General features: G+C 41.8%; 23 protein-coding genes, 1 tRNA gene and 1 rRNA gene. 10 read left to right on the top strand and 15 right to left on the bottom strand.

Annotation, left to right across the window (positions count from 1 at the left end; all coding sequences use genetic code 11):
* The 5 genes from ACS72_RS08655 to ACS72_RS08635 form a co-directional block, all read right to left on the bottom strand.
* Positions 1 to 77: transfer RNA gene (locus tag ACS72_RS08655), tRNA-Ile, on the bottom strand.
* Between the two features lie 61 nt (positions 78 to 138).
* Positions 139 to 1,676 (bottom strand): 16S ribosomal RNA (locus ACS72_RS08650).
* 433 nt (positions 1,677 to 2,109) lie between these two features.
* Positions 2,110 to 3,186 (bottom strand): DUF6670 family protein, encoded by a 1,077-nt coding sequence (locus tag ACS72_RS08645; RefSeq protein WP_008307097.1) that lies wholly within the window; start codon positions 3,184 to 3,186, stop codon positions 2,110 to 2,112.
* Between the two features lie 18 nt (positions 3,187 to 3,204).
* Positions 3,205 to 4,023 (bottom strand): CDP-diacylglycerol--serine O-phosphatidyltransferase, encoded by an 819-nt coding sequence (gene pssA, locus ACS72_RS08640; RefSeq protein WP_004809697.1) that lies wholly within the window; start codon positions 4,021 to 4,023, stop codon positions 3,205 to 3,207.
* Positions 4,024 to 4,060: 37 nt separating this feature from the next.
* Positions 4,061 to 4,918 carry a 23S rRNA (adenine(2030)-N(6))-methyltransferase RlmJ gene (locus ACS72_RS08635; protein WP_004809698.1) on the bottom strand — a complete coding sequence of 286 codons (858 nt, stop codon included), beginning with the start codon at positions 4,916 to 4,918 and terminating at the stop codon, positions 4,061 to 4,063.
* 115 nt (positions 4,919 to 5,033) lie between these two features.
* On the opposite strand from ACS72_RS08635, the gene ACS72_RS08630 reads away from it, so the two are divergent.
* Both ACS72_RS08630 and ACS72_RS08625 read left to right on the top strand, forming a co-directional pair.
* A complete protein-coding gene (locus ACS72_RS08630; protein WP_008307096.1) occupies positions 5,034 to 5,636 on the top strand; it encodes a 2OG-Fe(II) oxygenase in 603 nt (200 codons plus the stop codon).
* Positions 5,637 to 5,695: 59 nt separating this feature from the next.
* Positions 5,696 to 6,223 (top strand): hypothetical protein, encoded by a 528-nt coding sequence (locus tag ACS72_RS08625; RefSeq protein ID WP_008307094.1) that lies wholly within the window; start codon positions 5,696 to 5,698, stop codon positions 6,221 to 6,223.
* A gap of 68 nt (positions 6,224 to 6,291) precedes the next feature.
* On the opposite strand, the gene ACS72_RS08620 is transcribed toward ACS72_RS08625, so the two are convergent.
* The 6 genes from ACS72_RS08620 to ACS72_RS08595 form a co-directional block, all read right to left on the bottom strand.
* Positions 6,292 to 6,549 carry a DUF2789 family protein gene (locus ACS72_RS08620; RefSeq protein WP_004809704.1) on the bottom strand — a complete coding sequence of 86 codons (258 nt, stop codon included), beginning with the start codon at positions 6,547 to 6,549 and terminating at the stop codon, positions 6,292 to 6,294.
* A gap of 117 nt (positions 6,550 to 6,666) precedes the next feature.
* Complete coding sequence (locus tag ACS72_RS08615) at positions 6,667 to 6,921, bottom strand: DUF2789 family protein (protein WP_004809708.1); 255 nt, start codon at positions 6,919 to 6,921, stop codon at positions 6,667 to 6,669.
* A 53-nt stretch (positions 6,922 to 6,974) separates the two neighbouring features.
* Positions 6,975 to 7,253 carry a DUF2789 family protein gene (locus ACS72_RS08610; protein ID WP_004809710.1) on the bottom strand — a complete coding sequence of 93 codons (279 nt, stop codon included), beginning with the start codon at positions 7,251 to 7,253 and terminating at the stop codon, positions 6,975 to 6,977.
* Between the two features lie 169 nt (positions 7,254 to 7,422).
* Positions 7,423 to 8,409: a malate dehydrogenase gene (locus tag ACS72_RS08605; RefSeq protein ID WP_004809714.1), complete on the bottom strand. Its 987-nt coding sequence runs from the start codon at positions 8,407 to 8,409 to the stop codon at positions 7,423 to 7,425.
* A gap of 173 nt (positions 8,410 to 8,582) precedes the next feature.
* Positions 8,583 to 9,221 (bottom strand): ribonuclease I, encoded by a 639-nt coding sequence (locus ACS72_RS08600; RefSeq protein ID WP_034592366.1) that lies wholly within the window; start codon positions 9,219 to 9,221, stop codon positions 8,583 to 8,585.
* A gap of 31 nt (positions 9,222 to 9,252) precedes the next feature.
* Entirely contained in the window at positions 9,253 to 11,154 is a 1,902-nt protein-coding gene (locus ACS72_RS08595) for a lytic transglycosylase domain-containing protein (RefSeq protein ID WP_227499336.1), read from the bottom strand.
* Positions 11,155 to 11,520: 366 nt separating this feature from the next.
* On the opposite strand from ACS72_RS08595, the gene miaB reads away from it, so the two are divergent.
* The 4 genes from miaB (at position 11,521) to ACS72_RS18705 (ending at position 15,313) form a co-directional block, all read left to right on the top strand.
* Positions 11,521 to 12,978: a tRNA (N6-isopentenyl adenosine(37)-C2)-methylthiotransferase MiaB gene (miaB, locus tag ACS72_RS08590; RefSeq protein WP_004809718.1), complete on the top strand. Its 1,458-nt coding sequence runs from the start codon at positions 11,521 to 11,523 to the stop codon at positions 12,976 to 12,978.
* A 39-nt stretch (positions 12,979 to 13,017) separates the two neighbouring features.
* Positions 13,018 to 14,094 carry a PhoH family protein gene (locus ACS72_RS08585; protein WP_048881843.1) on the top strand — a complete coding sequence of 359 codons (1,077 nt, stop codon included), beginning with the start codon at positions 13,018 to 13,020 and terminating at the stop codon, positions 14,092 to 14,094.
* A 22-nt stretch (positions 14,095 to 14,116) separates the two neighbouring features.
* Entirely contained in the window at positions 14,117 to 14,599 is a 483-nt protein-coding gene (ybeY, locus tag ACS72_RS08580) for an rRNA maturation RNase YbeY (protein ID WP_048881842.1), read from the top strand.
* A 348-nt stretch (positions 14,600 to 14,947) separates the two neighbouring features.
* Positions 14,948 to 15,313 (top strand): DUF3841 domain-containing protein, encoded by a 366-nt coding sequence (locus ACS72_RS18705; RefSeq protein WP_228156253.1) that lies wholly within the window; start codon positions 14,948 to 14,950, stop codon positions 15,311 to 15,313.
* A 9-nt stretch (positions 15,314 to 15,322) separates the two neighbouring features.
* Here the strand turns inward: ACS72_RS18705 and ACS72_RS08570 are convergent, their stop codons facing one another.
* On the bottom strand, positions 15,323 to 16,186 hold the full coding sequence (locus ACS72_RS08570; protein WP_212771687.1) for an energy transducer TonB: 864 nt from the start codon (positions 16,184 to 16,186) through the stop codon (positions 15,323 to 15,325).
* 267 nt (positions 16,187 to 16,453) lie between these two features.
* Between ACS72_RS08570 and ACS72_RS08565 the strand changes: the two genes are divergently transcribed.
* The 3 genes from ACS72_RS08565 to ACS72_RS08555 all read left to right on the top strand — a co-directional run bounded on the left by ACS72_RS08565 (position 16,454) and on the right by ACS72_RS08555 (position 18,674).
* Positions 16,454 to 17,143 carry a hypothetical protein gene (locus ACS72_RS08565; RefSeq protein ID WP_048881840.1) on the top strand — a complete coding sequence of 230 codons (690 nt, stop codon included), beginning with the start codon at positions 16,454 to 16,456 and terminating at the stop codon, positions 17,141 to 17,143.
* A 151-nt stretch (positions 17,144 to 17,294) separates the two neighbouring features.
* On the top strand, positions 17,295 to 18,008 hold the full coding sequence (locus ACS72_RS08560) for a DUF3108 domain-containing protein (RefSeq protein WP_048881839.1): 714 nt from the start codon (positions 17,295 to 17,297) through the stop codon (positions 18,006 to 18,008).
* A 90-nt stretch (positions 18,009 to 18,098) separates the two neighbouring features.
* Positions 18,099 to 18,674: a xanthine phosphoribosyltransferase gene (locus ACS72_RS08555; RefSeq protein ID WP_004809732.1), complete on the top strand. Its 576-nt coding sequence runs from the start codon at positions 18,099 to 18,101 to the stop codon at positions 18,672 to 18,674.
* A gap of 260 nt (positions 18,675 to 18,934) precedes the next feature.
* Here ACS72_RS08555 and ACS72_RS08550 read toward each other — a convergent pair whose 3' ends face one another.
* From ACS72_RS08550 to ACS72_RS08540, 3 genes are all read right to left on the bottom strand, one after another.
* Positions 18,935 to 19,612, bottom strand: coding sequence for a hypothetical protein (locus tag ACS72_RS08550; RefSeq protein ID WP_048881838.1), 678 nt, complete (start codon positions 19,610 to 19,612; stop codon positions 18,935 to 18,937).
* Positions 19,613 to 19,695: 83 nt separating this feature from the next.
* On the bottom strand, positions 19,696 to 20,898 hold the full coding sequence (locus ACS72_RS08545) for a CsgG/HfaB family protein (RefSeq protein WP_048881837.1): 1,203 nt from the start codon (positions 20,896 to 20,898) through the stop codon (positions 19,696 to 19,698).
* Positions 20,892 to 21,275, bottom strand: a complete 384-nt coding sequence (locus ACS72_RS08540) for a hypothetical protein (protein WP_048881836.1) — start codon at positions 21,273 to 21,275, stop codon at positions 20,892 to 20,894. The genes ACS72_RS08545 and ACS72_RS08540 overlap by 7 nt, the downstream gene beginning before the upstream one ends.
* A gap of 855 nt (positions 21,276 to 22,130) precedes the next feature.
* Between ACS72_RS08540 and ACS72_RS08535 the strand changes: the two genes are divergently transcribed.
* On the top strand, positions 22,131 to 22,559 hold the full coding sequence (locus ACS72_RS08535; protein WP_167367454.1) for a hypothetical protein: 429 nt from the start codon (positions 22,131 to 22,133) through the stop codon (positions 22,557 to 22,559).

The following is a 22,559-nucleotide window of genomic DNA, read 5'->3' as shown; positions in this document are numbered from 1 at the left end:
TGGTGGGTCTGACAAGACTTGAACTTGTGACCCCACGCTTATCAAGCGTGTGCTCTAACCAACTGAGCTACAGACCCTCAGATACATCGTCATGAAGAACAACTTGTTGTGGATTCTTACCAATCGTCAATCTTTCGTTAAGGAGGTGATCCAGCCGCAGGTTCCCCTACGGCTACCTTGTTACGACTTCACCCCAGTCATCGGCCACACCGTGGTAAGCGTCCTCCTTGCGGTTAGACTACCTACTTCTGGTGCAACAAACTCCCATGGTGTGACGGGCGGTGTGTACAAGGCCCGGGAACGTATTCACCGCGGCATTCTGATCCGCGATTACTAGCGATTCCGACTTCACGCAGTCGAGTTGCAGACTGCGATCCGGACTACGATCGGCTTTTTGAGATTAGCATCCTCTCGCGAGGTAGCAACCCTTTGTACCGACCATTGTAGCACGTGTGTAGCCCTGGCCGTAAGGGCCATGATGACTTGACGTCGTCCCCGCCTTCCTCCAGTTTGTCACTGGCAGTATCCTTAAAGTTCCCGGCATGACCCGCTGGCAAATAAGGAAAAGGGTTGCGCTCGTTGCGGGACTTAACCCAACATCTCACGACACGAGCTGACGACAGCCATGCAGCACCTGTATCTAAGTTCCCGAAGGCACCAATCCATCTCTGGAAAGTTCTTAGTATGTCAAGGCCAGGTAAGGTTCTTCGCGTTGCATCGAATTAAACCACATGCTCCACCGCTTGTGCGGGCCCCCGTCAATTCATTTGAGTTTTAGTCTTGCGACCGTACTCCCCAGGCGGTCTACTTATCGCGTTAGCTGCGCCACTAAAGCCTCAAAGGCCCCAACGGCTAGTAGACATCGTTTACGGCATGGACTACCAGGGTATCTAATCCTGTTTGCTCCCCATGCTTTCGTACCTCAGCGTCAGTATTAGGCCAGATGGCTGCCTTCGCCATCGGTATTCCTCCAGATCTCTACGCATTTCACCGCTACACCTGGAATTCTACCATCCTCTCCCATACTCTAGCTTTCCAGTATCGAATGCAATTCCTAAGTTAAGCTCAGGGATTTCACATCCGACTTAAAAAGCCGCCTACGCACGCTTTACGCCCAGTAAATCCGATTAACGCTCGCACCCTCTGTATTACCGCGGCTGCTGGCACAGAGTTAGCCGGTGCTTATTCTGCGAGTAACGTCCACTCACTTTAGGTATTAACTAAAGGAGCCTCCTCCTCGCTTAAAGTGCTTTACAACCAAAAGGCCTTCTTCACACACGCGGCATGGCTGGATCAGGCTTGCGCCCATTGTCCAATATTCCCCACTGCTGCCTCCCGTAGGAGTCTGGGCCGTGTCTCAGTCCCAGTGTGGCGGATCATCCTCTCAGACCCGCTACAGATCGTCGCCTTGGTAGGCCTTTACCCCACCAACTAGCTAATCCGACTTAGGCTCATCTATTAGCGCAAGGTCCGAAGATCCCCTGCTTTCCCCCGTAGGACGTATGCGGTATTAGCGTTCCTTTCGGAACGTTGTCCCCCACTAATAGGCAGATTCCTAAGCATTACTCACCCGTCCGCCGCTAGGTCAGTTACCAAGCAACCTCTCCCCGCTCGACTTGCATGTGTTAAGCCTGCCGCCAGCGTTCAATCTGAGCCATGATCAAACTCTTCAGTTTAAAATCAATAGTGCTTTATTCAAAACACCAAATCTGGCTCATCAATTTTCTGACATCAATTTCTCAAATAAACTTCGAGTAATTTCTACCATTCAATCAATGAAAATAATTTCGATCAATCAACCAGTAAAAATCCACACAAGTTGTTCTTCATAATCTCTTAATGATCTTCTTGCTACTTCGTCAGCAGCAAGCTAGGTCGGCTATATTACTCTCTATCTCTAGAAAGTCAACCAGTAAATCAGATTATTTTTAAACTTACTAAATAAAACCTAACTCAACCAATCTTAACTAAGTTACTGTTTTATCAGAAGTTTTAATCTTCATCACCGCCGATGGATGTGCATTCTACAGTATTTCAGAGGGCTTGCAACCCCCTTTTTCAACAAAAACCACCGTCTGTTTATTTATTCTACAGAAATCAGCTTTTTCTCTATCTTTTGACTAAAAATGGTACAGAATCAGGCACGTTACTTAATATTTTTTCTTCTTTGCTGAGTTCCTGGAAGCGCAAAGCTCGGCAATCAATGTATTCAATATAGCCCCCTTCCCCATTTTCTTGCTGATCATTAATCTTTACCTGATAGCTAAAACTACCCACATAGCCTGCCCCAAGACCAAATTTAAAATCACCTCGACTTTGTCCTTGAATTGAAATCTGAATTCCATCTTTACTTTCACAGTGCCATTCGAATTCACGTGGTAAATACATTTTCTGGCCATTTGGTGTGGTCACACTTGGATAGACCCGATGCACTTTAAAAATTACCTTTTCATCCAGCATTTGGGTCTGCTGGCTTTCCAAATCTTTATAGTAAATGCGTGACTGAATAATCTTATTAAAGCTATCTCGTACCTGAACCAGGATAATCTGTCGGTTTTGACTCAGGTTAATCATCTGATAAGTCAAGAAAGCAAATGGCAAATAGGGAAACTTGAAACTACGGGCATATTCAAAGCTACCCAGACTTTCGATTTGGTATTGTTGATCTTTATATTGAATGACACCTTCACACCAGCATGGAATCGACCAATAATCAGCCAGAGAAAATCGAAGCTGGGTAAAGTGGGTAATCAACTCGATAGCTCTAATTTTCAGATCAACACTGAGCTCGTCATCCTGGCGGGTGAAATGAAATTCCGGAAATATACTGCTCAATTGCTCACGTGTATGAAAATTAAAGTTACAGCTTTCAAAGCGACACTCATTCTGGATGGAATAATGATTCAACTGACCGACCATGTGCGGACTGGTACTACAGATTACCGTTGCTGTATCCAAGGCATCCGTATGAATGGCATCGGGATTACATAGCATCGGCACATTCGGCTGACCGATCATGCTAAAAAAATTGAAATAATGCAGTGGCGCAGGCAGATTGGGAATAACAAAACGATGGTGAATATATTTATATTTTTTATTAGGACCGTGACAGGCCAGATCGGCTTGGGCAGCAGGAGTCTGATTCAGCTGTTTCGAACGATCCAATAAATCCTGAAGAAACGCCATATCAGACTCTCCTGCATACTAGCTCACTTGTCGTTTCGCCATAAAAGTTGTAACAAAACCAGACAAAGCATAAATTACAGAGATAACCAGAATCCCGACCGGAATATTGTAAGTCATCGCTGCAAAGATAAATACGGCAATTGGCAAGACAAAAAATGGAACTCGTTTACGCTCTACCGTTTTAAAAGAATAGTATTTGATATTGGAGATCATCAGCAAACCGGTAATCACAATCGCAACGGCATTGATGATCTGAACCACTGAATCTTTAATATCGAAAATTTCCGGGAAATCTAAACCGACCCAGACCAGCGAAATAATCATTACGGCAGCAAGTGGACTCGCGACGCCAATGAAGTAGCGTTTATCAACCACACCGATCTGCACATTGAAACGTGCCAGACGGAAAGCGGCACAAGCGGTATAAACAAAACATGCCGCCAGACCAATCCGGCCCAACTCACTTAAGCCCCAGCTGTACATCAAGATAGCAGGCGCCACACCAAAGGCCAGCATATCCGATAGCGAATCAAACTGTTCACCGAACGGACTTTGCGCACCAATGGCACGTGCAACACGTCCATCTAGGCCATCAAGTAATGCTGCAATAAAAATCGCATAAATGGCTTGCTGAAAATTGCCATTCATACTGGCAATAATCGAGTAAAAACCTGCTAACAACGCTGCGGTTGTAATCAGGTTAGGCCATAGATAGATACCTCGACGCTTAATTTTCTGCCCTTCCTGAGTATGCTCTTCTTCTTCCACCTCAAAGGTGATGCCATCAAAAGGCGCTTCGGTGGAAGAGTCACGTTCCGGTTTGCTTATATTTGTCATTCTTGTCGATCCTAGCTATGACCTGATCTTTAAAAAATTATTCGCCTACTAACCAGCGAACTGCGGCGTGACCACCAGTTTCCTGCATACGTAAATGCGGGAATAACCATTGAAGTGCTTCATCAGCATCTTCAGAGAACTTCCAAGGTGGGTTAATCACCAACAGACCACAACCATTTAAACCAACAGGAGTGTCGTCTGGCCATACACATATTTCACAGATCAGCTGACGGCGAATACCGGTCTTGAACATTTTTTTCTCGAAACGCTCAATCATGGCACGGTCTTTAATTGGATACCAAACAGCAAATACGCCTGTCGGCCATTTTTTATAAGCTGCTGCAATCAACTCGACTAACTGAGGGAAATCTTTACGTTCCAGCTCATACGGCGGGTCGATCATTACCAGACCGCGTTTTTCTTTCGGTGGAATGACTGCGAGCAAACCTTCATAAGCATCACGCTCATGCAGACCAGCACGCTTGTCAAAAATATTCTGATCAAGCTGCTGGAAGACATCACGCTGCATTTCAAAAATGGTGGCTTTGTCGATTTCACGCATGCCTTCAAGGGCAAACCACGGGGAACCCGGATACGCGCCTTTACCAAAACTTTCACGCATTTTTTCAACAATTTTTAAATATTGCTGTATGCCTTCAGGGGCATTGCGCTTAATCGAATCATCCAGTTTAATCAGGCGATGAATACCGTTTAAGAACTCACCAGACTTCTGCGCTTCTGAAGTCGACAAGTCATATTTACCTGCGCCGCCATGCGTATCAATATAACGATATGGCTTGTCTTTATTATTAAGGCGAGACAAAATCTGAAGCAATAACACGTGCTTCATGACATCGGCAAAGTTGCCTGCATGGAAGTGGTGACGATAATTCATGTTTCAATTATTCCTAAGATCAATAGCTATTTTAACATGAAAAACTGATTCGTTCAGAAACGATTATTGCTCTAAAATAGCAAACCTTTTTTACCACACGCTCGAGAATTGAAAAATGGAAGCAGTTGTCATCCCAGGGGATTGGAATGTTGATCAAATCTTAGATGATTTAGATCAACATGGCTTTAGTGTTATTGACGGTGCTTATTCAATTGAATATCAACATGCGGTCAGTCAAGAATGCCTAAGTCACTTAAACGAATTTCGTGATGCCGCGATTCAAAATGGCGTAGTAAGCAACATCCGCAGTGATCATATTCTTTGGTTACAACCTAAATTTCAAATCTCTCACCAACATACCGAAACCCTGCAACAATTTTCTCAAGTTTTAAACCGCGCATTTTATTTGGGTATTAAAGATGTCGAAGCACATTTTGCCTGCTATAACGCAGGTGAATTCTATGCTCTTCACCGCGATAACCCGCAAGGTAAGAATGGCCGTATGATTTCCTCGGTATATTATCTGCATGAAGAATGGCAAGATGACTGGGGGGGTGAACTACATTTACAAGATAAAAATGGACAGTGGCATACGATTTCACCTAAGCCCAACCGTTTAGCATTCTTCCAAAGTGACTTATTGCACGAAGTATTAGTAGCCAAACATCAACGTTTATCCATTACCGCGTGGTTACGCTCAGATACCTCTTTAATCTAGTCTTTAAAAGCAGACAATCATCCTCATATACCAATCATTAAGACACGAGGACTGCGTTCATGCGACCAACCACCAAAGAGATCATTGCACGCATTGGTGAAACAGATCAGCTATTTTTAAATGGCAATACCCCTGAGCTGGCGCTTGAACGGGCTGACCTTCGCCTGCAACTGGTAGCGATCAGTCAGTTACGTCAGGAACAGGTACATTTCCTGCAAGAAGCGATTGTTCTGCTGGAACAAGGCCGAATCGAGTTTGAAGAAATGCCTCTCGATCTGTATATCAATCTGTCATTGCATTTGGCTAAAGCCTACATGATCTATTTTGAACTCACAAAAGAAAATCGCTATGCACTGATTACCCAGCAGATTTTAAAACCGATGAGCCGTTATGAGCATGCAGATATCTATTTCTTCCTGGCATATGCCTCAGCAAGCAAAAAAGAACCGGCTATGACCCGTCACTGGTTAAATAAATACAGTAAATTGAACAATTTTGATCTGGAACTGGTAGATCAACATCCAGCATTTGAAGAATACCGTCAACAGGACTGGTTTATTCAAATTCTACACAGCCGGATGCATTAAAACTGCGAAATTATTCTCATAAAAAATGCCTCATGAATGAGGCATTTTTTATAACTAGTTTTATTTTCTTAAGCCAGTCGACGGCGATCGGCATCTAAGTGTAACTGTTGATTCAGTTCATCAACCCAAATTGCCCAGTCATCGTCCTGCACCAAATGACTAATTAACAATGAACGCTGTGCTTTATTCCAGAAATGCGCATCATGCAATGAGATTTCCTTAGGTAACTGATGAGTACGTACATATAGCTCAATGGCAGCAGGACTATTCGGCAAACCAAGTTGCGAAAATAATAGGGGTAAGGATGGTTGCATTGTTCCGAGCATCTCGCCCTCCTTATATCAGTTAATTTGTAATTCTTTATACAACTAACTTATAAGATAAGACAAAAAAAACCTAGTCCTGTGACTAGGTTTGTTTGTATCTTTTTGTATAAAAGTGGACTAAGCGCTTTGCTTGTCACTCTCTACATGCAGTAATTGATTGAGCTTATCAATAATTACAATCCATTCATCATCTTGATGCCAATGTTCACGAAGAAATGCACTCTGCCCCTCACTCCAAAATTCCGCGTCTGGCAGAATAACTTCAGATGGAAGCTGATGGGTGCGGGTAAATTCATCAATCGACCTTTCGTCTGCTGGCAGGCCGAGTTGTTCAAATAATAATTCTAAAGTAGGTTGCTGTTCCAATACCATTTGATTGCTCCGTAATAGAAATAAAAAATAATTTGCTGCTAGTTTTTTAACGTTCAAGGATGTGAGGAGGTCGGCAGATCACAAGTACCTGAACCCTCTGCTTCTATATGCAATTGTTCATTCAGTACATCGACAAAAATGGCCCAATCATCATCTTGCTTCCAATGCCCAATTAGAAAGTCATGTTGGTTCTTGGTCCAAAAAGGTGCTTTATGTAATGGCACATCCATCCCGATCTGATGGGTTCTGATAAATTCATCGATTGCTTCAGGGCTTGAATCCAAGCCGAGTTGCTCAAAAAAAACTTCCATGGTAGGTCGCTGCTCTAACATCTCAGTACCTCCTCTTTTATTGATGACTCTGCTTACAAATTAAACGACTTATATACAAAGTTCAGTTGTCGCTCTTTGACAGGATGTTATTTTTTGTTCTTAGGATATTCTGAAATAAAAAAAGCACTCCATTTGGAGTGCTTTTTTTATTTAATCTTAAAAGACTAAATTAGTTAAGCATGTCAGCCACTGCTGCGCGCTCTTCTTCAAGTTCGTTCAATGTAACATTGATACGTTCACGGCTGAATTCGTCGATTTCAAGACCTTGAACGATTTTGTATTCACCGTTTTCAGTCGTTACAGGGAAACCGAACATTACGCCTTCAGGGATACCATAAGAACCGTCAGAAGGAATACCCATCGTTACCCATTTGCCGTTAGTGCCAAGAGCCCAATCGCGCATATGATCGATTGCAGCGTTTGCAGCAGAAGCAGCAGAAGACAGACCACGTGCTTCAATGATCGCAGCACCACGTTTACCAACTGTTGGAAGGAATACGTCTTTGTTCCATGCAGCATCGTTGATTTTGTCTTTCAAGCTTTCGCCGTTTACGTTTGCAAAACGGTAGTCAGCATACATCGTTGGAGAGTGGTTACCCCAAACAGTCATGTTTTCGATGTCAGAAACTGCAACACCCGCTTTTTGCGCAAGTTGAGTCAACGCACGGTTGTGGTCAAGACGTAACATTGCTGTGAAGTTTTTCGCTGGAAGATCTGGCGCAGATTTCATTGCGATGTAAGCATTTGTATTCGCAGGGTTACCCACAACAAGCACTTTAACGTCACGGCTAGCAACTTCGTTCAGTGCTTGACCTTGACCGATAAAGATTTCGCCGTTTACCTTAAGAAGGTCAGCACGTTCCATACCAGGACCACGTGGACGAGAACCTACTAACAATGCATAGTCAGCATCTTTGAATGCAACTTTAGGATCATCAGTACCGATCATGCCTGCCAATAATGGGAAAGCACAGTCGTCAAGTTCCATCATCACGCCTTTAAGCGCTTGTTGAGCTTTCTCAACAGGAATTTCTAATAATTGAAGAATAACTGGTTGGTCTTTACCCAACATTTCACCGCTAGCGATACGGAATAATAGGCTGTAACCAATTTGACCAGCAGCGCCAGTAACGGCAACGCGAACAGGTTGCTTCATGTAATTATCTCCAATTGAGAGGATAGTCAATGCGGATTAAATAGCTGTTCTATCTAATCTTAATAATCATAAACGGCAAAGATTGTACTCCAATCCTTTCGGAGATGCATGTAAAAGCGAATGAATTCCAACAAAAGTCTGATAGGAAATATAAATTAATTTGGCTGAAAAGCTTAGTATGTACCTTTAATTGTAATGTTCTGAGGGCAGGTATTTACTATACTGCTCGGACATTGCTTATATTGGCCATTGCTGCGATAGCACACCTTAACCGCAGTCAGCAGGCTGACACTACGGTTGGTCTGGCAGTTAAACCGGATGCCGCTGGCGGGTAATTGCGGATTAATCTTAAGGAATTTTGTACGCAATGTATTAATCGACATGACCATGTTTTCTTGGTCTGTCAGTTCCTGTGGTACTTTCAGACGATCCGCATAATTAATAATGGTCCGAAAATACTGGCTGGCACTCATGGGAATACACCCTCCAATACTCTGCCATAAGCGTGCCCGTGAAGCCTCGTCCGGCATGACACGAGCAACCACCTTGGCTTGTAAAGGTGGAAGTGCGGATGAAGTCTGCGTGCTGCAATCCTGTTGACTGGTTTCAGGAAATAAGCCGGAGATATTCAAGGAATAACCTTCCAGACATTTTCGCTTTTTGGCCAATTCAGGATACAGACTGCAAAGTGCGGGAACCATCTGCACATCCATGATATAGCCCGTCGGTGCCGCAAGCGCAGGAAAACTTCCTCCTGCGACTATACAAGCAGAAAGCCATACTGATACTCGACGACTATTCATTAACTTCATGAATAATTCACTATCCCTAAATCATTAATTTTTATTGTGTACTACGTAGCGGAATTGCTTGCATACGTTTCCCGATTGATTGTGCTCCCTGGCCCAATAGGATGCCATAATGTGTCGCATTGGTCATGACATGTTTCACATAATCTCGTGTTTCTAATAAAGGAATGGTTTCCGTGTACTGATCTGCTGCTAGATTCTGGACGTCTGGCTGCCAACGGCGTGCACGATTCGGTCCGGCATTATAACCTGCCGTTGCTAAAACAGGACTGTTGCTGAGCTGGCGTTGAATCGTAGACAAATAGAAGGTGCCATAACGAATATTGGTATTCATATCGCTTAATGCTGCCGGATTATAGGTTTCGCCCATCTGACGCGCGACCAGTTTGGCCGTATCTGGCATGATCTGCATCAAGCCACCTGCCCCGACATGTGAACGCGCCACAGTATTAAATCGGCTTTCCTGACGCATCAAACCATAAGCCCATGCCGGATCAACACTGGCATTCTGGCTATGGCTGACCACATAATTTCGATATGGCATTGGGAAACGGTAATCATAGTTGTGCTTATTCACTGTACGATCTGCAGCATAAATAGCACGGTCATGCCAGCCCATATCATGCGCACGTTTCGCTGCGGCAAGCAGTAGATCATCATCATGTTTCAAGTAAGCCTGACGCACGGCCCAGTTCCATTCACGGTTTACATACGCAGCTGAAGCATTGATATTACGCAAGGCAAAAGCACGGCGGAAATGAATATCCTGATTCAGGCGTTGCATGGCCTGAGCAGAAGGCTGTGCGGATTTCGGCGTACCTAAGGTTAACTGTCCTAAGCGGTCACGTGCCAGCAGGTTATGATAATCATCACCAGTGGCCAGTTTTCGATAAATATCTTCAGCTGCTTTTTTTGATGCTCGGTCTGAGCGCTGTTCACTTGCACGAGCCAGCCAGTATTGCCAGCGGTCTTCCTGTTTCTGGGTCACACTCATCGCATCAATCGCCCGAATCAGACTTTCCCAAGCGCTAAAGCGAATCGCCTGACGTGCATAAATTTCTGCTTCTTCCGGACTAAATGGCAGGCCATAACTCAGATCCAGATAATTCAGGACTTCACGATTAAAGTTGTTTTTCATCACCGTGGTGCCACCGATATAGCCGACTACACGGTACAAAGCTTTTTGGATCTGTTCAGGAGTGCCTTCAGCAGTACGTCGCACACTCGAAAATGCTGTATTCAGATCACTATCCGCCAGTCGCCCCATGGCATAAACCAGATAAGCATGATCAGCAGTGGTCGCTTTGGGTGCCGTCCATAAATAGGCTGTCGGATTGGCCTGAATGCTATTAAGCTGCGCCAAAGAAAGGTTGAGGCCGATACTCTGGGCGGTCGCAATCGCCTGTCCAGACTGACCGGCACGCAATTGTGTCCAGAGTCGTTGCTGACGGTCTTCAATGGTTAATAAGGGACTGGACAGCATCATTCGACCTAAACCGGCACAGGATTCCGGTTGAGAATTGGTGGTCAGCCAGACATCTTTATATTCGGCATAGACCAGAGGATCACCACTTTTGGCACGTACCTGAGCAATCGCGCAGCTTTCTGCCTGATCTGGATTGGTCACATATTGCAAGACTGGCTGTGCTGCTGAAAAATCGGCCTGCTTTACTTTTTCTTCAACATAGTCTGCTGCCAGCTTCTCTGCCATGGCAGATTGCGGATAACGCTGGGCAAAATTAATAATCTGACTAGCCGGCTGCATGCCAAGATTTTGATTCAGAATCCAGTATTCCGGGTAGTAACCCAAGGCATCATTTTGCATGGCTGCACGATACTGTTGTAATAATTCAATATTTCCAGCATTTGCCGCAGTGAGTGCGTCATTAAATTGTTCTTCGGCAGCTTGAACGCCCATTGAACTCAGACAGGCCATCCCTACAGTGAATAATCTTGAATATTTATGTGTACTTATAATCTGTTTCAACATTAACTTAACTTCTATCATGTAGTTCGTGCCAGACAATTTTGTTCAACATCGGTGCTAGTTTATAAATTCTAGACCGACTCTACTGTTCTCTTATGTAACCTTATGATTCAGCAATATTAATTTTCAAACATTTTCTGTCCATAAATCAATATTTTCAGGCCACCAATAAAGGCTATAAGTTTAAGCGACTTTCCTGCTAAAATATGCGACTTCCAAAAAATTCATTCTGTGAATTGAATTCTAATTGACCTGATTCGCAGATTAATAAGGTCGTCCGTTCACAATTTAAACGTATTATCCCTAGGAGCCTTCATGACGGTTCAAACCTTCATTCCGAAGAGTGCCCCAGCTGCCTCAGAAAACACTGTTACCCAGCCAGCGCACACCCCAGCCCACGATGCTACAGTCAAAAAACTGTACATTGAAACGCAAGGGTGTCAGATGAATGAGTATGACAGTCATCGTATGGCCGACCTTTTGGGCGACTCACATGGCTATGTGCTAACCACTGACCCTAAAGAAGCAGATATTCTTCTGATGAATACTTGCTCAATTCGTGAAAAAGCACAAGAAAAAGTATTCTCTGAATTGGGTCGCTGGCGCAAACTAAAAGAAAAAAATCCGGATCTGATTATTGGTGTGGGTGGCTGTGTTGCTTCACAAGAAGGTGACAACATTCAGAAACGTGCCAATTATGTTGACATGATTTTTGGTCCACAAACCCTGCACCGTTTGCCGCAAATGCTGGATCAGCATTTTGAGCAAGTAGAAAAGCCAAAGAAAGATAAAATTAAACTGGTCGATATTTCCTTCCCGGATATTGAAAAATTCGACTTCCTGCCTGAACCACGTGTTGAAGGTTATAAAGCCTTTGTATCAATTATGGAAGGCTGTTCAAAATACTGTTCTTTCTGTGTGGTGCCGTATACCCGCGGTGAAGAAGTATCACGTCCGCTGGATGATGTCCTGGCAGAAATTGCAGGTCTGGCAGAAAAAGGCGTACGTGAGATTTCACTATTGGGTCAGAACGTAAATGGCTATCGTGGTGAAACCTTTGATGGCAAGATCTGTACTTTTGCCGATCTGTTACGTTTAGTTGCAGAAATTCCAGGTATTGGCCGCTTACGTTATACCACGTCGCATCCACTCGAATTTAATGATGACCTGATTCAATGCTACCGTGACCTGCCACAAATGGTGTCACATCTGCATTTACCAGTACAAAGTGGTTCCAATGACGTCCTTCAAGCGATGAAGCGTAACCATACGATTGATGTCTATATCGAGAAAATTGCCAAACTCCGTAAAGTCCGTCCGGATATGCACTTATCTTCAGATTTCATTATTGGTTTCCCGGGTGAAACCGACGACAACTTCGAAGAAACATATCAGTTTATTAAAGATATGGACTTTGATCATTCGTACAGCTTTGTGTATTCAAAACGTCCGGGTACGCCTGCTGCGGAACTTGAAGACACTACACCTGAACAGGTGAAAAAAGAACGTCTGGCAAAAGTTCAAAAATGGATCAAGCAATCCAGTATTGAGAAAACGGATGCGATGCTTGGCACCATTCAACGTGTTCTCATAGAAAAAGTTTCTGACAAGGATCCAAATGTCCTGGTAGGCACCGCAGATAACACACGTTATGTGACATTTATCGGTGATCCTGCATGGGTTGGACGTTTTGCCGAGATTGAAATCACTGAAATAAAAACACTCAATTTAGTTTACGGTGAGCTATTGAATCTTGAGCCTGACGTGGCGTAATGTAGGGATATAAGAACCTATCTCTATAAGGAACTCTCTTTGACAGCAGCGATTCGACGTACAGTAGCTTTTCCTGGAATTTCAATGGACCGTTTACAGAGCATGCTCGGTGCTTATAACGGTCATTTGAAGCAAATTGAACAACGTTTAGACGTCAAAGTTTCCCATCGAGGCGATAGCTTTTTTATTGATGGTGAGATCGATGCCGTTGAGAGAGCGGAGTTGCTCCTACAGCGACTTCATGAAGAATCTGAACAGAGCGGTCAGATCAGTGCAGATACCCTGCACCTGATGATCCAAGGCAGCCAAACCGACCGTGAATTGCAGGACAACCTGCATGATCAGGAACATACTGGTCTGGACAATGTCTGGCTGCAGACTCGCAAAGGCCGTATCAATCCACGTGGTGCCAACCAGAAACGTTATGTACAACGCATTCTGCAAAGTGACATTTCTTTCGGTATTGGTCCTGCCGGTACAGGTAAAACCTATCTGGCGGTAGCAGCTGCAGTGGACATGCTGGAACGTAATGAGATTCAGCGTATCCTCTTGGTACGTCCTGCGGTAGAAGCCGGTGAAAAACTTGGCTTCCTGCCGGGTGATCTGTCACAAAAAATCGATCCATACTTACGTCCGCTTTACGATGCCCTGTATGAAATGCTGGGTTTCGAAAAAGTAGCCAAATTGATTGAACGTCAGATCATTGAAGTGGCACCACTGGCTTATATGCGTGGTCGTACCTTGAATCACTCCTTTGTGATTCTGGACGAAGCACAGAACACGACACCTGAACAGATGAAAATGTTTTTGACCCGCTTGGGCTTTGGCTCTCGTGCAGTGATTACCGGTGACGTGACCCAGGTCGACTTGCCACGTGGTCAGCAATCTGGTTTGGCCCATTCACTTCGTGTATTGGAAAATGTGAAAGAGATTCATATCACCCGCTTCCATTCCCGTGATGTGGTACGTCATCAGCTGGTTCAGAAAATCGTTGAAGCCTATGAGGGCTGGGATAGTGAACAACAACGTTTAAGTGCCGAAGCACGTGCCGAACGCAAAGCACGTCAGGAAGCTTTGGTCGCTGAAAATGATGCGGCAGCTGACGCCCAGCATTAATATTTACTTTTAAGGATTTGTTTTGAAACTTAGTCTTAGTCTACAACAGGATTTTCAGGCACCTGAACTCGTGATTAAGCGTGCCTATATCAAGAAAGTTGTAGAAACTGCTTTACGTCATATCGGTACGCAAATTGATTGTGAAATTGGTATTGCCTGTGTCGACAATGATGAAAGCCACAAACTGAATCTGGAATATCGCGGAAAGGACAAACCCACCAATGTGTTGTCTTTTCCAAGTGATCTTCCGGATGAAATGGCAGAAGTTTTGGATGCTTTTCCGATTGGAGACTTGGTCATCTGTATCCCAGTGGTATTGCGTGAAGCCATTGAACAAGGCAAAGCGCCTTTGACTCACTTTACCCATATGCTGGTTCATGGCACCTTGCACCTGATGGGCTATGATCATGAGACTTCAGATGAAGATGCAGAAGAGATGGAAGGCATTGAGATCGAGATTCTGGCAAAATTCGGTTTTGCAAATCCATATCTGGAAAGAGACTAAAATTTTCCGACTATAAAAAGTGAGCTTCGGCTCGCTTTTTTGTCATATATAACTGTATAAATTTACTTATATTTTTAAAATTAGAAGAATTATATATGTTAATAAAATCCCAAAAAATAACTTTATGGACTATACAACATTAAGATTTTTATAAAACACTAATTCAAGAAAAAATAGTTTATGCAGCTCTAAGTCCTGAAATTGATTCAGAATATTTAACTGGTTATGAGTGGTTAAGAAAACAAATGGATCATAAAATTGGTAAAAGACCTTTTCCTACATGTTATCCAATTTGGGCATGGTATCAATGGAATGTATTCAACAAGCAAAACCAGACTTACGATATTCATGCCACTTAAACAAAGGTACACCTGGCGTACGCCTTACTCTTCAAAAAAGATCAGAGAGGTTCTATTATCAGATTTCATCTTGTGGCATTCCCCTTATTGTTATCAATATTATATTGCTGTCGATGAATTACAAGATGAACGCTTTGAACAAAAGTTAAAAGATCTCAATTTAACAGAGAGTAACTTTGAGCAATTCCCCCATTATTTACAAAGAGAAATTGAACAAAGTTGGCAGCACATTTTCGATCTTGACTACAATTTTCCGGCCTGTACTCAGCCTTATGATTTAAAAAGTATTCAAGCTACTTTTTGGTCATTAAGTCTAGATGAAGTACTTAAAGTAGAAAAATTCATTGCAAGATAAATCTAATTCTTACCTCACTTCAAACTCTGCCTCTGCCGGATCAAAACGCCAGGTTCGGATAATTCGTAATTCTGAAATATCTTTCATGTTGGCATCAAAAGCACCAAACGGCGCAGCCTTACGTAATGAGGTTCGAGCAGCTTCATCCAATACAGTATGACCAGAAGATTCCAACAATCGAATCGCTCGAATACCCCCATTTTGATTCAGAATTACCATTAAGCGGACGTCACCCGCCAAGCGCTGTATACGGGGAGATTCAGGATAAAAACGATTCCCATAAAATTCGACTTTTTGACGGAATTTTTCCAGATAAGCTGCAGATACATCCTGCTTGGCTTGGATACCGTCAACAGTTTTAATTTTCTGCTGACGGCTAAAGTTTTTCTGGCGCTGCGTATATTGAGCTTCCAGACTCGCGACCATAGCAGCTTTGGCTTGAAACTGGCTGTTGAGTTCTTCCTGACGTTTCTTGCGCTGATTTTCTTCTGCCTGTTTCTGCCAGCTTAGGGTTGTCATCAGAACTTTTTCTTCAAAGCTCAACTCTTGTTTTTGTTGCAGCATATCTTGGCTGTTTTGAAGCATTGCCTCTTTTCCAGCTGTCTGATCCGGCATCGGCAATGGAGCATCACTGGACATACGATGCGCTTCACGGAACTGACCGGAACCTTGCTGATCTGTCTGGGCAAGAAAATCGGCATGCTCGATTTTGTCATTACTGACGCGCAGGCTAACTGCAATTTCCTTGGTCGAAGTATCCTGTTCCGATGGCATTCCAAACTGCAGCATTAAAATCATGATATGTAATAATGCAGCAATCCCTACAGCACTGCTAAAAATTGGATCTTTCCACCATGATTTAACCAAGGGCATCAGGGTCATTCTAGTCACATTTTCAGGCTCAGCCAGGAGCCTTTATCCTTAATATCTTGCAAAGAAAATTTTTCAATATACAAATATTGATATATCTTTCACTTTGAGTAGATAGTGAGAGCTATATCAAATCTTCTACGTTGTATAAACAAAACACTAAAAATGGTGCAATTTATTTTGCTAAACTGCAAGCACACGCTCTTGTATTTTTTATACTTTTCGACAAGATACATGCTATCAAAAATATAGTTGCCAGGATGCTTCCATATGCAAACCATCATTTCCAATATTTCCAGACGCATTCGCCAGGTGTATCAGAAGGCGGAAGGGTTTATTGAAGATGAACGCGAGTTTCCCCTCTCTCAGGTATTTTTGAATGCAACTTTTCAGCGTTTTGTGACTGATAACGTCAAAGCCTTAAAAGATCTGCATGCGGATCTGCATGATGACTGGTTACGCTTATATGCAACACTTGATTACAATGGCATGGTCATTACTCTGTCTGTTGACCTGAAACTGGTACAGATGGAACTGAATAAAGACCGCCAGCTGATTGTTTTTGAACAGATTAGCGATACCCAAGTAATTGATGCTAAATACCCAAATGTGTTCTATAAAATTGGCGTACGTTGTGCCCTATTTTTCTATCAGCGTATCCTGAATAAAGATCCTCTCGGTATGATTCTGGAAAAGCTGGGTGTAATTAAAGTTGTTGATGACCTACTACATTTAGATCTTAACCGCTGGCTCGGTAAAAGCCGATCAGTGATTGATACTTTGTCTAAAGTACATGTCAATCATGCTGTATTACGTGAGGCTGAACTGGTCGTTATTGGAAATGTGAATCTAGCAGCCTTGTTCAGAAAGCTGTCTCAAGAAAAAGAAGAAAGCTGGGATGATACAGATGAATTCAGTGAAAATCAGGTCACACCGATCAAGCAGAAACAAGATTCGTAAAGTGTTTAAGTTATGAAACAACAATGAAAAAAATGACATGAATGATACACTTCTGCGAATTTTATCAGTTCATTCTCCCTCCACATTTTAGTCTGATAATAAAAGCTTGGCAGAAGTGACTGACTGCCCTTTCATACAGGAAAATTCACTTATGGCACAACACTTAATTAAAACTATTGGTATGACTGCAGGACTGACTACAGCACTGGTATTCACAGGCATGTCCAGTCAAGCGTTTGCCATGAGCCCATTCCAGGCGACTTATCAGTTTAGCTATAATGGTAAGAACATGGGATCAGCAACACGAACCTTAACTAAGTCAGGTAATAACTGGACTTATGTATTTGCAGCCAAGGCTGCCGCGATTGCTTCTGCAACAGAAACTAGTCATTTTACTTTTAATAATGGCAAGATTAATTCTAGCAATTTTAGCCGTAGCAGTAAGGTATTGGTTAATAACAATACCATGAGTATCAAGTTCAATCCGTCTTCTAAAACTATTCATACTAAAAAAGATGACAAGGCACGTTCATTTGCCTGGAGAGATGGTGCCTTGGATGAATTAAATGCCGAGTTACAGATCCGTGAAGACCTAAAAGCTTCTGGTTTAAAAAGCAATTATTACATTGCAGATGCTAAAGAACTGGAAACACGTAAATTTGTTAAGCAAGGTACAGAAAATATCAGAACCAATTACGGCACCTTTAGCACCATGAAAGTCGTAATGAAACATGACAAGCCAGGACGCGAAACCATCTTCTGGTTAGCCCCAAAACTTGATTATTTACCAGTCAAGGTAGCGCATGTCGATAAGAAAACTTCCTATGGTTTGTTACTCACTGGCTATAAAGGTCCAACGAACTAAGCATTTTTAACGATTTATGCTTGATTTTTTCCGGGTGCTTTTTAAAATACGCTTTTGCTTGAAAAAGCATCTGGTCTTGAGGATTCTCCCGTGCACGCACTAGAACAGAAAATCTTAGCTGAAGGTATCGTTCTATCTGAAGAAGTTTTGAAAGTTGATTCTTTCTTAAATCATCAAATCGATCCTGTTATGATGCAGCAAATTGGTCAGGAATTTGCGCGTCTATTTAAAGATGCTGGTATCACTAAAATCATCACTATTGAAGCATCAGGGATCGCACCTGCTGTAATGGCTGGCCTTGAGCTGGGTGTTCCAGTGATCTTTGCACGCAAATATCAATCATTAACTCTGAAAGATGATCTGTATCGCTCTAAGGTATTTTCTTTCACCAAGCAAACTGAAAGTACCATTGCAATTTCTAAAAAGCACATCAACGCTGCTGATAAAGTACTGGTAATTGATGACTTTCTTGCAAATGGTCAAGCGGCTCTTGGCTTGGCAGACCTGATTCACCAAGCAGAAGCATCTGTCGTGGGTATTGGTATCGTGATTGAAAAATCATTCCAGCCGGGCCGTGACATTCTGCTTGAAAAAGGTTATCGCGTAGAATCATTAGCGCGTGTGAAATCACTAGCAAATGGTACGGTTGAATTTGTTCAAGACTAAAATTTCTCGAATTAAATTAAAGAAGAGTACTGAGGTGCTCTTTTTTTATATCCGTTTTCTTGAATTGAAATATTTTTAAGACAACTATATTCTTCTATTGCTTCGTTTTTTCCTAAAAAATTTCAATTAAAAAATAATCATTAATAGAAATTGCTTTACTTTCCGACAAGTAGACAATTTTTTTAAAAATTTTTATATAAAATAAGAGGCCTAACTATCTGCCAATAGTTAGACCTGTAAAAAAATCAAGCACAGTTATATTATTGTCCTACTGTAACAGTAATACTTCCAGTATTTACAGCACCAATCGCAGTAGTAGTAATGGTGTTGGCCACACTATTATCTACACCTTCTGCAATTGCACTTACAGAGGCATCAACTGCTCCAGCATTATAAGCAATATTCGCTACACTATAATTGCTTAAAGTTTTATTAACTTCCTCATCAAAAGTCCTATCCAGCGTTGTGCTCAATGTATCTGAAATATCCGCACTCGTTGTACTCTCCGAAATATCTTCTCCAATTGTTTCGTTATTGATTTCACCAGTTACATCAGTATATGCCCAATCTAGGGTTTCATTAAGTGTATTTGAAGTCACTGTACTCAAGCTACCTTGCGCGATTTCAATACTACCTGTATTAGCTGCACCCATTGCTGTAGTTTCAATTGTATTTTCAACTGAATTGACCACATCTTGAGTATCTGTTCCAAGATCTGATCCTAAATTGGCATAAGCCTCTGTATTAACACTTGCATTAATATCAGCACTATTGACAGCCAGATTCAGGGCAGATCCATTTTCGACCTGCTGGGAAATTGCATCCAGAGATGCCTGTAAACCGGTATCTACCTCTACATTTGTGTCTTGAGCATATGCCATACCTGCACCAGACAGGAAGGTGACGGATAAAGCGATTGTTTTGATCGTGTTTTTCATCTTTGTTTTTCCTTTTCTAGTTTTGAAGCACTCCTCGCTAAGTACTTCTTTTACTAATGGGAGCGAGCCCACTTATGAAACTATTAATCACGCAATGTGCTTGACCAATAGTTTTCAACAACTTCAGGATTGGCATCCCACAGCATGGATGTTTTCTCCTCGTCTTTTTCTTTGCTGTTTTTTTCCTGCTTCTCTTTTTCCTCTAGCATTTTGTCTGAAGAGTCTGGAGAGTGTTTTTTACTGATATATTTAATGAGATCCTGTTTACTTATTTCAGGTTCTGGATCAGGATTTTGGATTACCTCGGATTCTTTGTTTTTTGGTGCTTTGGTATCTTTACTCGGTGTATTGGTAGATTTGTTTTTCTCTTGAGATTGCTGAATATCGTCTGAGGTTAATTCCTGAACCGGGATACTTGAATCTAGATTATTTTGTTGCTGATTTTTCTTATACTTATGCAAAGCCACCGAACTTCGGGTTAAGTTTAAACGTCCAAATTCTGGTGGAATTTCTGCACGACATTTCTCGAATACTGGTGGTGGAACGACCTGGCTCAGTAATTCAAAAGTGGCCAGATTCAACATCTGACGTAAAGCAAAATTCGTCGCTTCACGCTCACCTTTTCCGATCTGAATATTTAATAAGGTACGACCGGTAAATCTTCCAGCGCTGATACCATAATCCTGTGCAGCAATCTGTTTCTGTAATGAGACATTCGCGACAACTTTACTGCTGCGTGTATCAGTTAGGGATAGATCCAAACCCACTATAATTCGGGTTTGACTGTAATTCGGTCCAACACCTGCAATCTGCATGTCCAACCCGCCACCTGGAATAAAATCCAGGCTATTAATACTGCCTGTCACATAATAATCAGAGGCCTGGATTTGTCTTGGATCACGAATCCCCCACTTGGCCTCACTCTCAATAATACGAGGATCACGCCGGTTCATTACACTGACCCCAGACTGAAATAAGGCAGATTGCACCATATCTCCTGCGCCTTGGGTCACCATTTTTCCACTACCACCATTGGTTACGACATCTTTACCTGTCTGGTCTAAAATTGCACCTACAGAAAAGCTGATGTCATTGCGTAATTGCCCCTTTAAGCAAGATAAGGCCATATCAAATGGAGTAAAAATATCAGTAATTGGCGGACCTTGTACCAGCTCTACCGGCTTTGAATTTGAAGATGCCAGGCCGGTACATCCTGTCAAGGATTGAGTAAAAATCAAAATGATACCGGCGGAAGATAAAGACCTTCCATACGGGAAATTCAGCATAGTGTTTCTCCCGGCTGATTACTCACATTTGGGCAACGTGGTGAATTCCGATTGGAATTAGAACTCACTGGAGCTTCATTGAATAATTCACTGGAAATATTTACACCATTATCTGAGCCCTCCACCGTAATATTATTGGTTGGAGTATTCACAGTGCCGATAGAATTTGAAGAGGTGTTATATACGGTAGTCCTTGCTTTTCCAAAACTTTCATAATAATCAGACTCTCTGAGTTCAATCAGATTTGCCTGTGCCAGATGCTCATTAGAACGTGCAGGTGATGTTTTCCAGCGCTGAGTCCACTCATCTGATGTAGCATAAGCGTTGCTCAAAAAAAACAAACACAATAAACCCGCATTGATGACCAATATTTTCATACCTTTAGTATCCTCTGATTTAGTATGTTTATTCGTTTTCTGCTTAATTAAGATTTAATTTATCTGACAAAAATTAGATCATATAAAAATTTAAAAATTACATTTAATTATTATTCACATACTTTCTTATTTTTAATTAAATTCAAGTTATTGTTTTAATTTAAAATAGAATTTTTAATTAATTCTATTATTTATAAAAAATATTTTATAAATATTTTCAAACTATAAATTTATTTTTTAAAAAATATTTAAAATAATATTTTAAAAGTATTTATAAAATTAGAAAAAATACTTTAATCGAGGAAATATTTATAGTGATTTTTACGATCATTTATTAATAATTTTTCATTTTATAAAAGTTTATATTTTAATCACTCTTAATAAATCACTTTATTAAGAAATATAATTAACCGATTATATGAAAGCTATTATCTAAATACATTTTTTTACTTCTTAAAAAATCTAAAAACAAAATACTCAATATAGATACTTAATACCTCTATTAAACAGTCCTTAATTTCAATTTATGATGGTCATGTTATTTAGTGTAAAAAGGTGACAAGTAAATTATTTTTTATAAGAAATAGAAAAGATGCTTTGAAGATATTATTTTTAGTATCTGTAAATTATGTGACAGCTAAAAATTTAAAAGAATTCCAAGATGGATTTCGATATAAAATAATTTACAGCACAAATACAAAGCCTTATCAAAATCTCCTCTACAATCAAATTTGCAGGAAATGTCCCTGACATCAAAATATAAGACAGACATACTGTAGAGCTGTCATATATCCACCTGATTAGGCAAAATGACAAATCATAAATAGGCTGAATATCAGCCCATAACAATCATTGATGGAATACCTTATGCAATGTCCTAAATGTGGCTCAACAGATATTGAACAACGTGATCATGAGCAAAATCTGAAAAAAATTGGCGGTCTACTCATGACCTCTGCAGGCGCAACGGCGGGAACTGTAGGTGGCGCAGCTTCAGGTGCGTCGATTGGTGCTGCGATCGGGACTGTGGCAGGCCCACTTGGTGTAATTGTCGGCGGAACAGTCGGGACTTTCGTTGGCGCAATTAGTGTTGGGATTACTGGTGGTGTAGTCGGTAACTTCTTGGGTAAAAAAGCTGGTGTAACCGTGGATCGCAACCTGTTTCTGGATTATCGTTGCCTGAAGTGCAAATATCGCTTTAATATCCAGGCAACAGCTGCTCAGGCACTAGAAGTGAATAAAGAAGATTCTCGGGAATCGAGTGATCAGGACAATAAAGCTTAA

It is taken from the genome of Acinetobacter sp. VT 511, assembly GCF_001077515.1.
Taxonomy (GTDB): Bacteria; Pseudomonadota; Gammaproteobacteria; order Pseudomonadales; family Moraxellaceae; genus Acinetobacter; species Acinetobacter schindleri.
The sequence above is the reverse complement of the archived record's forward strand: the minus strand, read 5'-3'. Positions and strand labels throughout refer to the sequence as shown.

Coding starts and splice junctions, on each gene's coding strand:
- ACS72_RS08645 (WP_008307097.1), bottom strand. CDS start 3,186: ATGGCGTTTCTTCAGGATTTATTGGATCGTTCGAAACAGCTGAATCAG.
- pssA (WP_004809697.1), bottom strand. CDS start 4,023: ATGACAAATATAAGCAAACCGGAACGTGACTCTTCCACCGAAGCGCCT.
- ACS72_RS08635 (WP_004809698.1), bottom strand. CDS start 4,918: ATGAATTATCGTCACCACTTCCATGCAGGCAACTTTGCCGATGTCATG.
- ACS72_RS08630 (WP_008307096.1), top strand. CDS start 5,034: ATGGAAGCAGTTGTCATCCCAGGGGATTGGAATGTTGATCAAATCTTA.
- ACS72_RS08625 (WP_008307094.1), top strand. CDS start 5,696: ATGCGACCAACCACCAAAGAGATCATTGCACGCATTGGTGAAACAGAT.
- ACS72_RS08620 (WP_004809704.1), bottom strand. CDS start 6,549: ATGCTCGGAACAATGCAACCATCCTTACCCCTATTATTTTCGCAACTT.
- ACS72_RS08615 (WP_004809708.1), bottom strand. CDS start 6,921: ATGGTATTGGAACAGCAACCTACTTTAGAATTATTATTTGAACAACTC.
- ACS72_RS08610 (WP_004809710.1), bottom strand. CDS start 7,253: ATGTTAGAGCAGCGACCTACCATGGAAGTTTTTTTTGAGCAACTCGGC.
- ACS72_RS08605 (WP_004809714.1), bottom strand. CDS start 8,409: ATGAAGCAACCTGTTCGCGTTGCCGTTACTGGCGCTGCTGGTCAAATT.
- ACS72_RS08600 (WP_034592366.1), bottom strand. CDS start 9,221: ATGAAGTTAATGAATAGTCGTCGAGTATCAGTATGGCTTTCTGCTTGT.
- ACS72_RS08595 (WP_227499336.1), bottom strand. CDS start 11,154: ATGGCCTGTCTGAGTTCAATGGGCGTTCAAGCTGCCGAAGAACAATTT.
- miaB (WP_004809718.1), top strand. CDS start 11,521: ATGACGGTTCAAACCTTCATTCCGAAGAGTGCCCCAGCTGCCTCAGAA.
- ACS72_RS18705 (WP_228156253.1), top strand. CDS start 14,948: ATGCCACTTAAACAAAGGTACACCTGGCGTACGCCTTACTCTTCAAAA.
- ACS72_RS08570 (WP_212771687.1), bottom strand. CDS start 16,186: ATGCCCTTGGTTAAATCATGGTGGAAAGATCCAATTTTTAGCAGTGCT.
- ACS72_RS08565 (WP_048881840.1), top strand. CDS start 16,454: ATGCAAACCATCATTTCCAATATTTCCAGACGCATTCGCCAGGTGTAT.
- ACS72_RS08560 (WP_048881839.1), top strand. CDS start 17,295: ATGGCACAACACTTAATTAAAACTATTGGTATGACTGCAGGACTGACT.
- ACS72_RS08550 (WP_048881838.1), bottom strand. CDS start 19,612: ATGAAAAACACGATCAAAACAATCGCTTTATCCGTCACCTTCCTGTCT.
- ACS72_RS08545 (WP_048881837.1), bottom strand. CDS start 20,898: ATGCTGAATTTCCCGTATGGAAGGTCTTTATCTTCCGCCGGTATCATT.
- ACS72_RS08540 (WP_048881836.1), bottom strand. CDS start 21,275: ATGAAAATATTGGTCATCAATGCGGGTTTATTGTGTTTGTTTTTTTTG.
- ACS72_RS08535 (WP_167367454.1), top strand. CDS start 22,131: ATGGAATACCTTATGCAATGTCCTAAATGTGGCTCAACAGATATTGAA.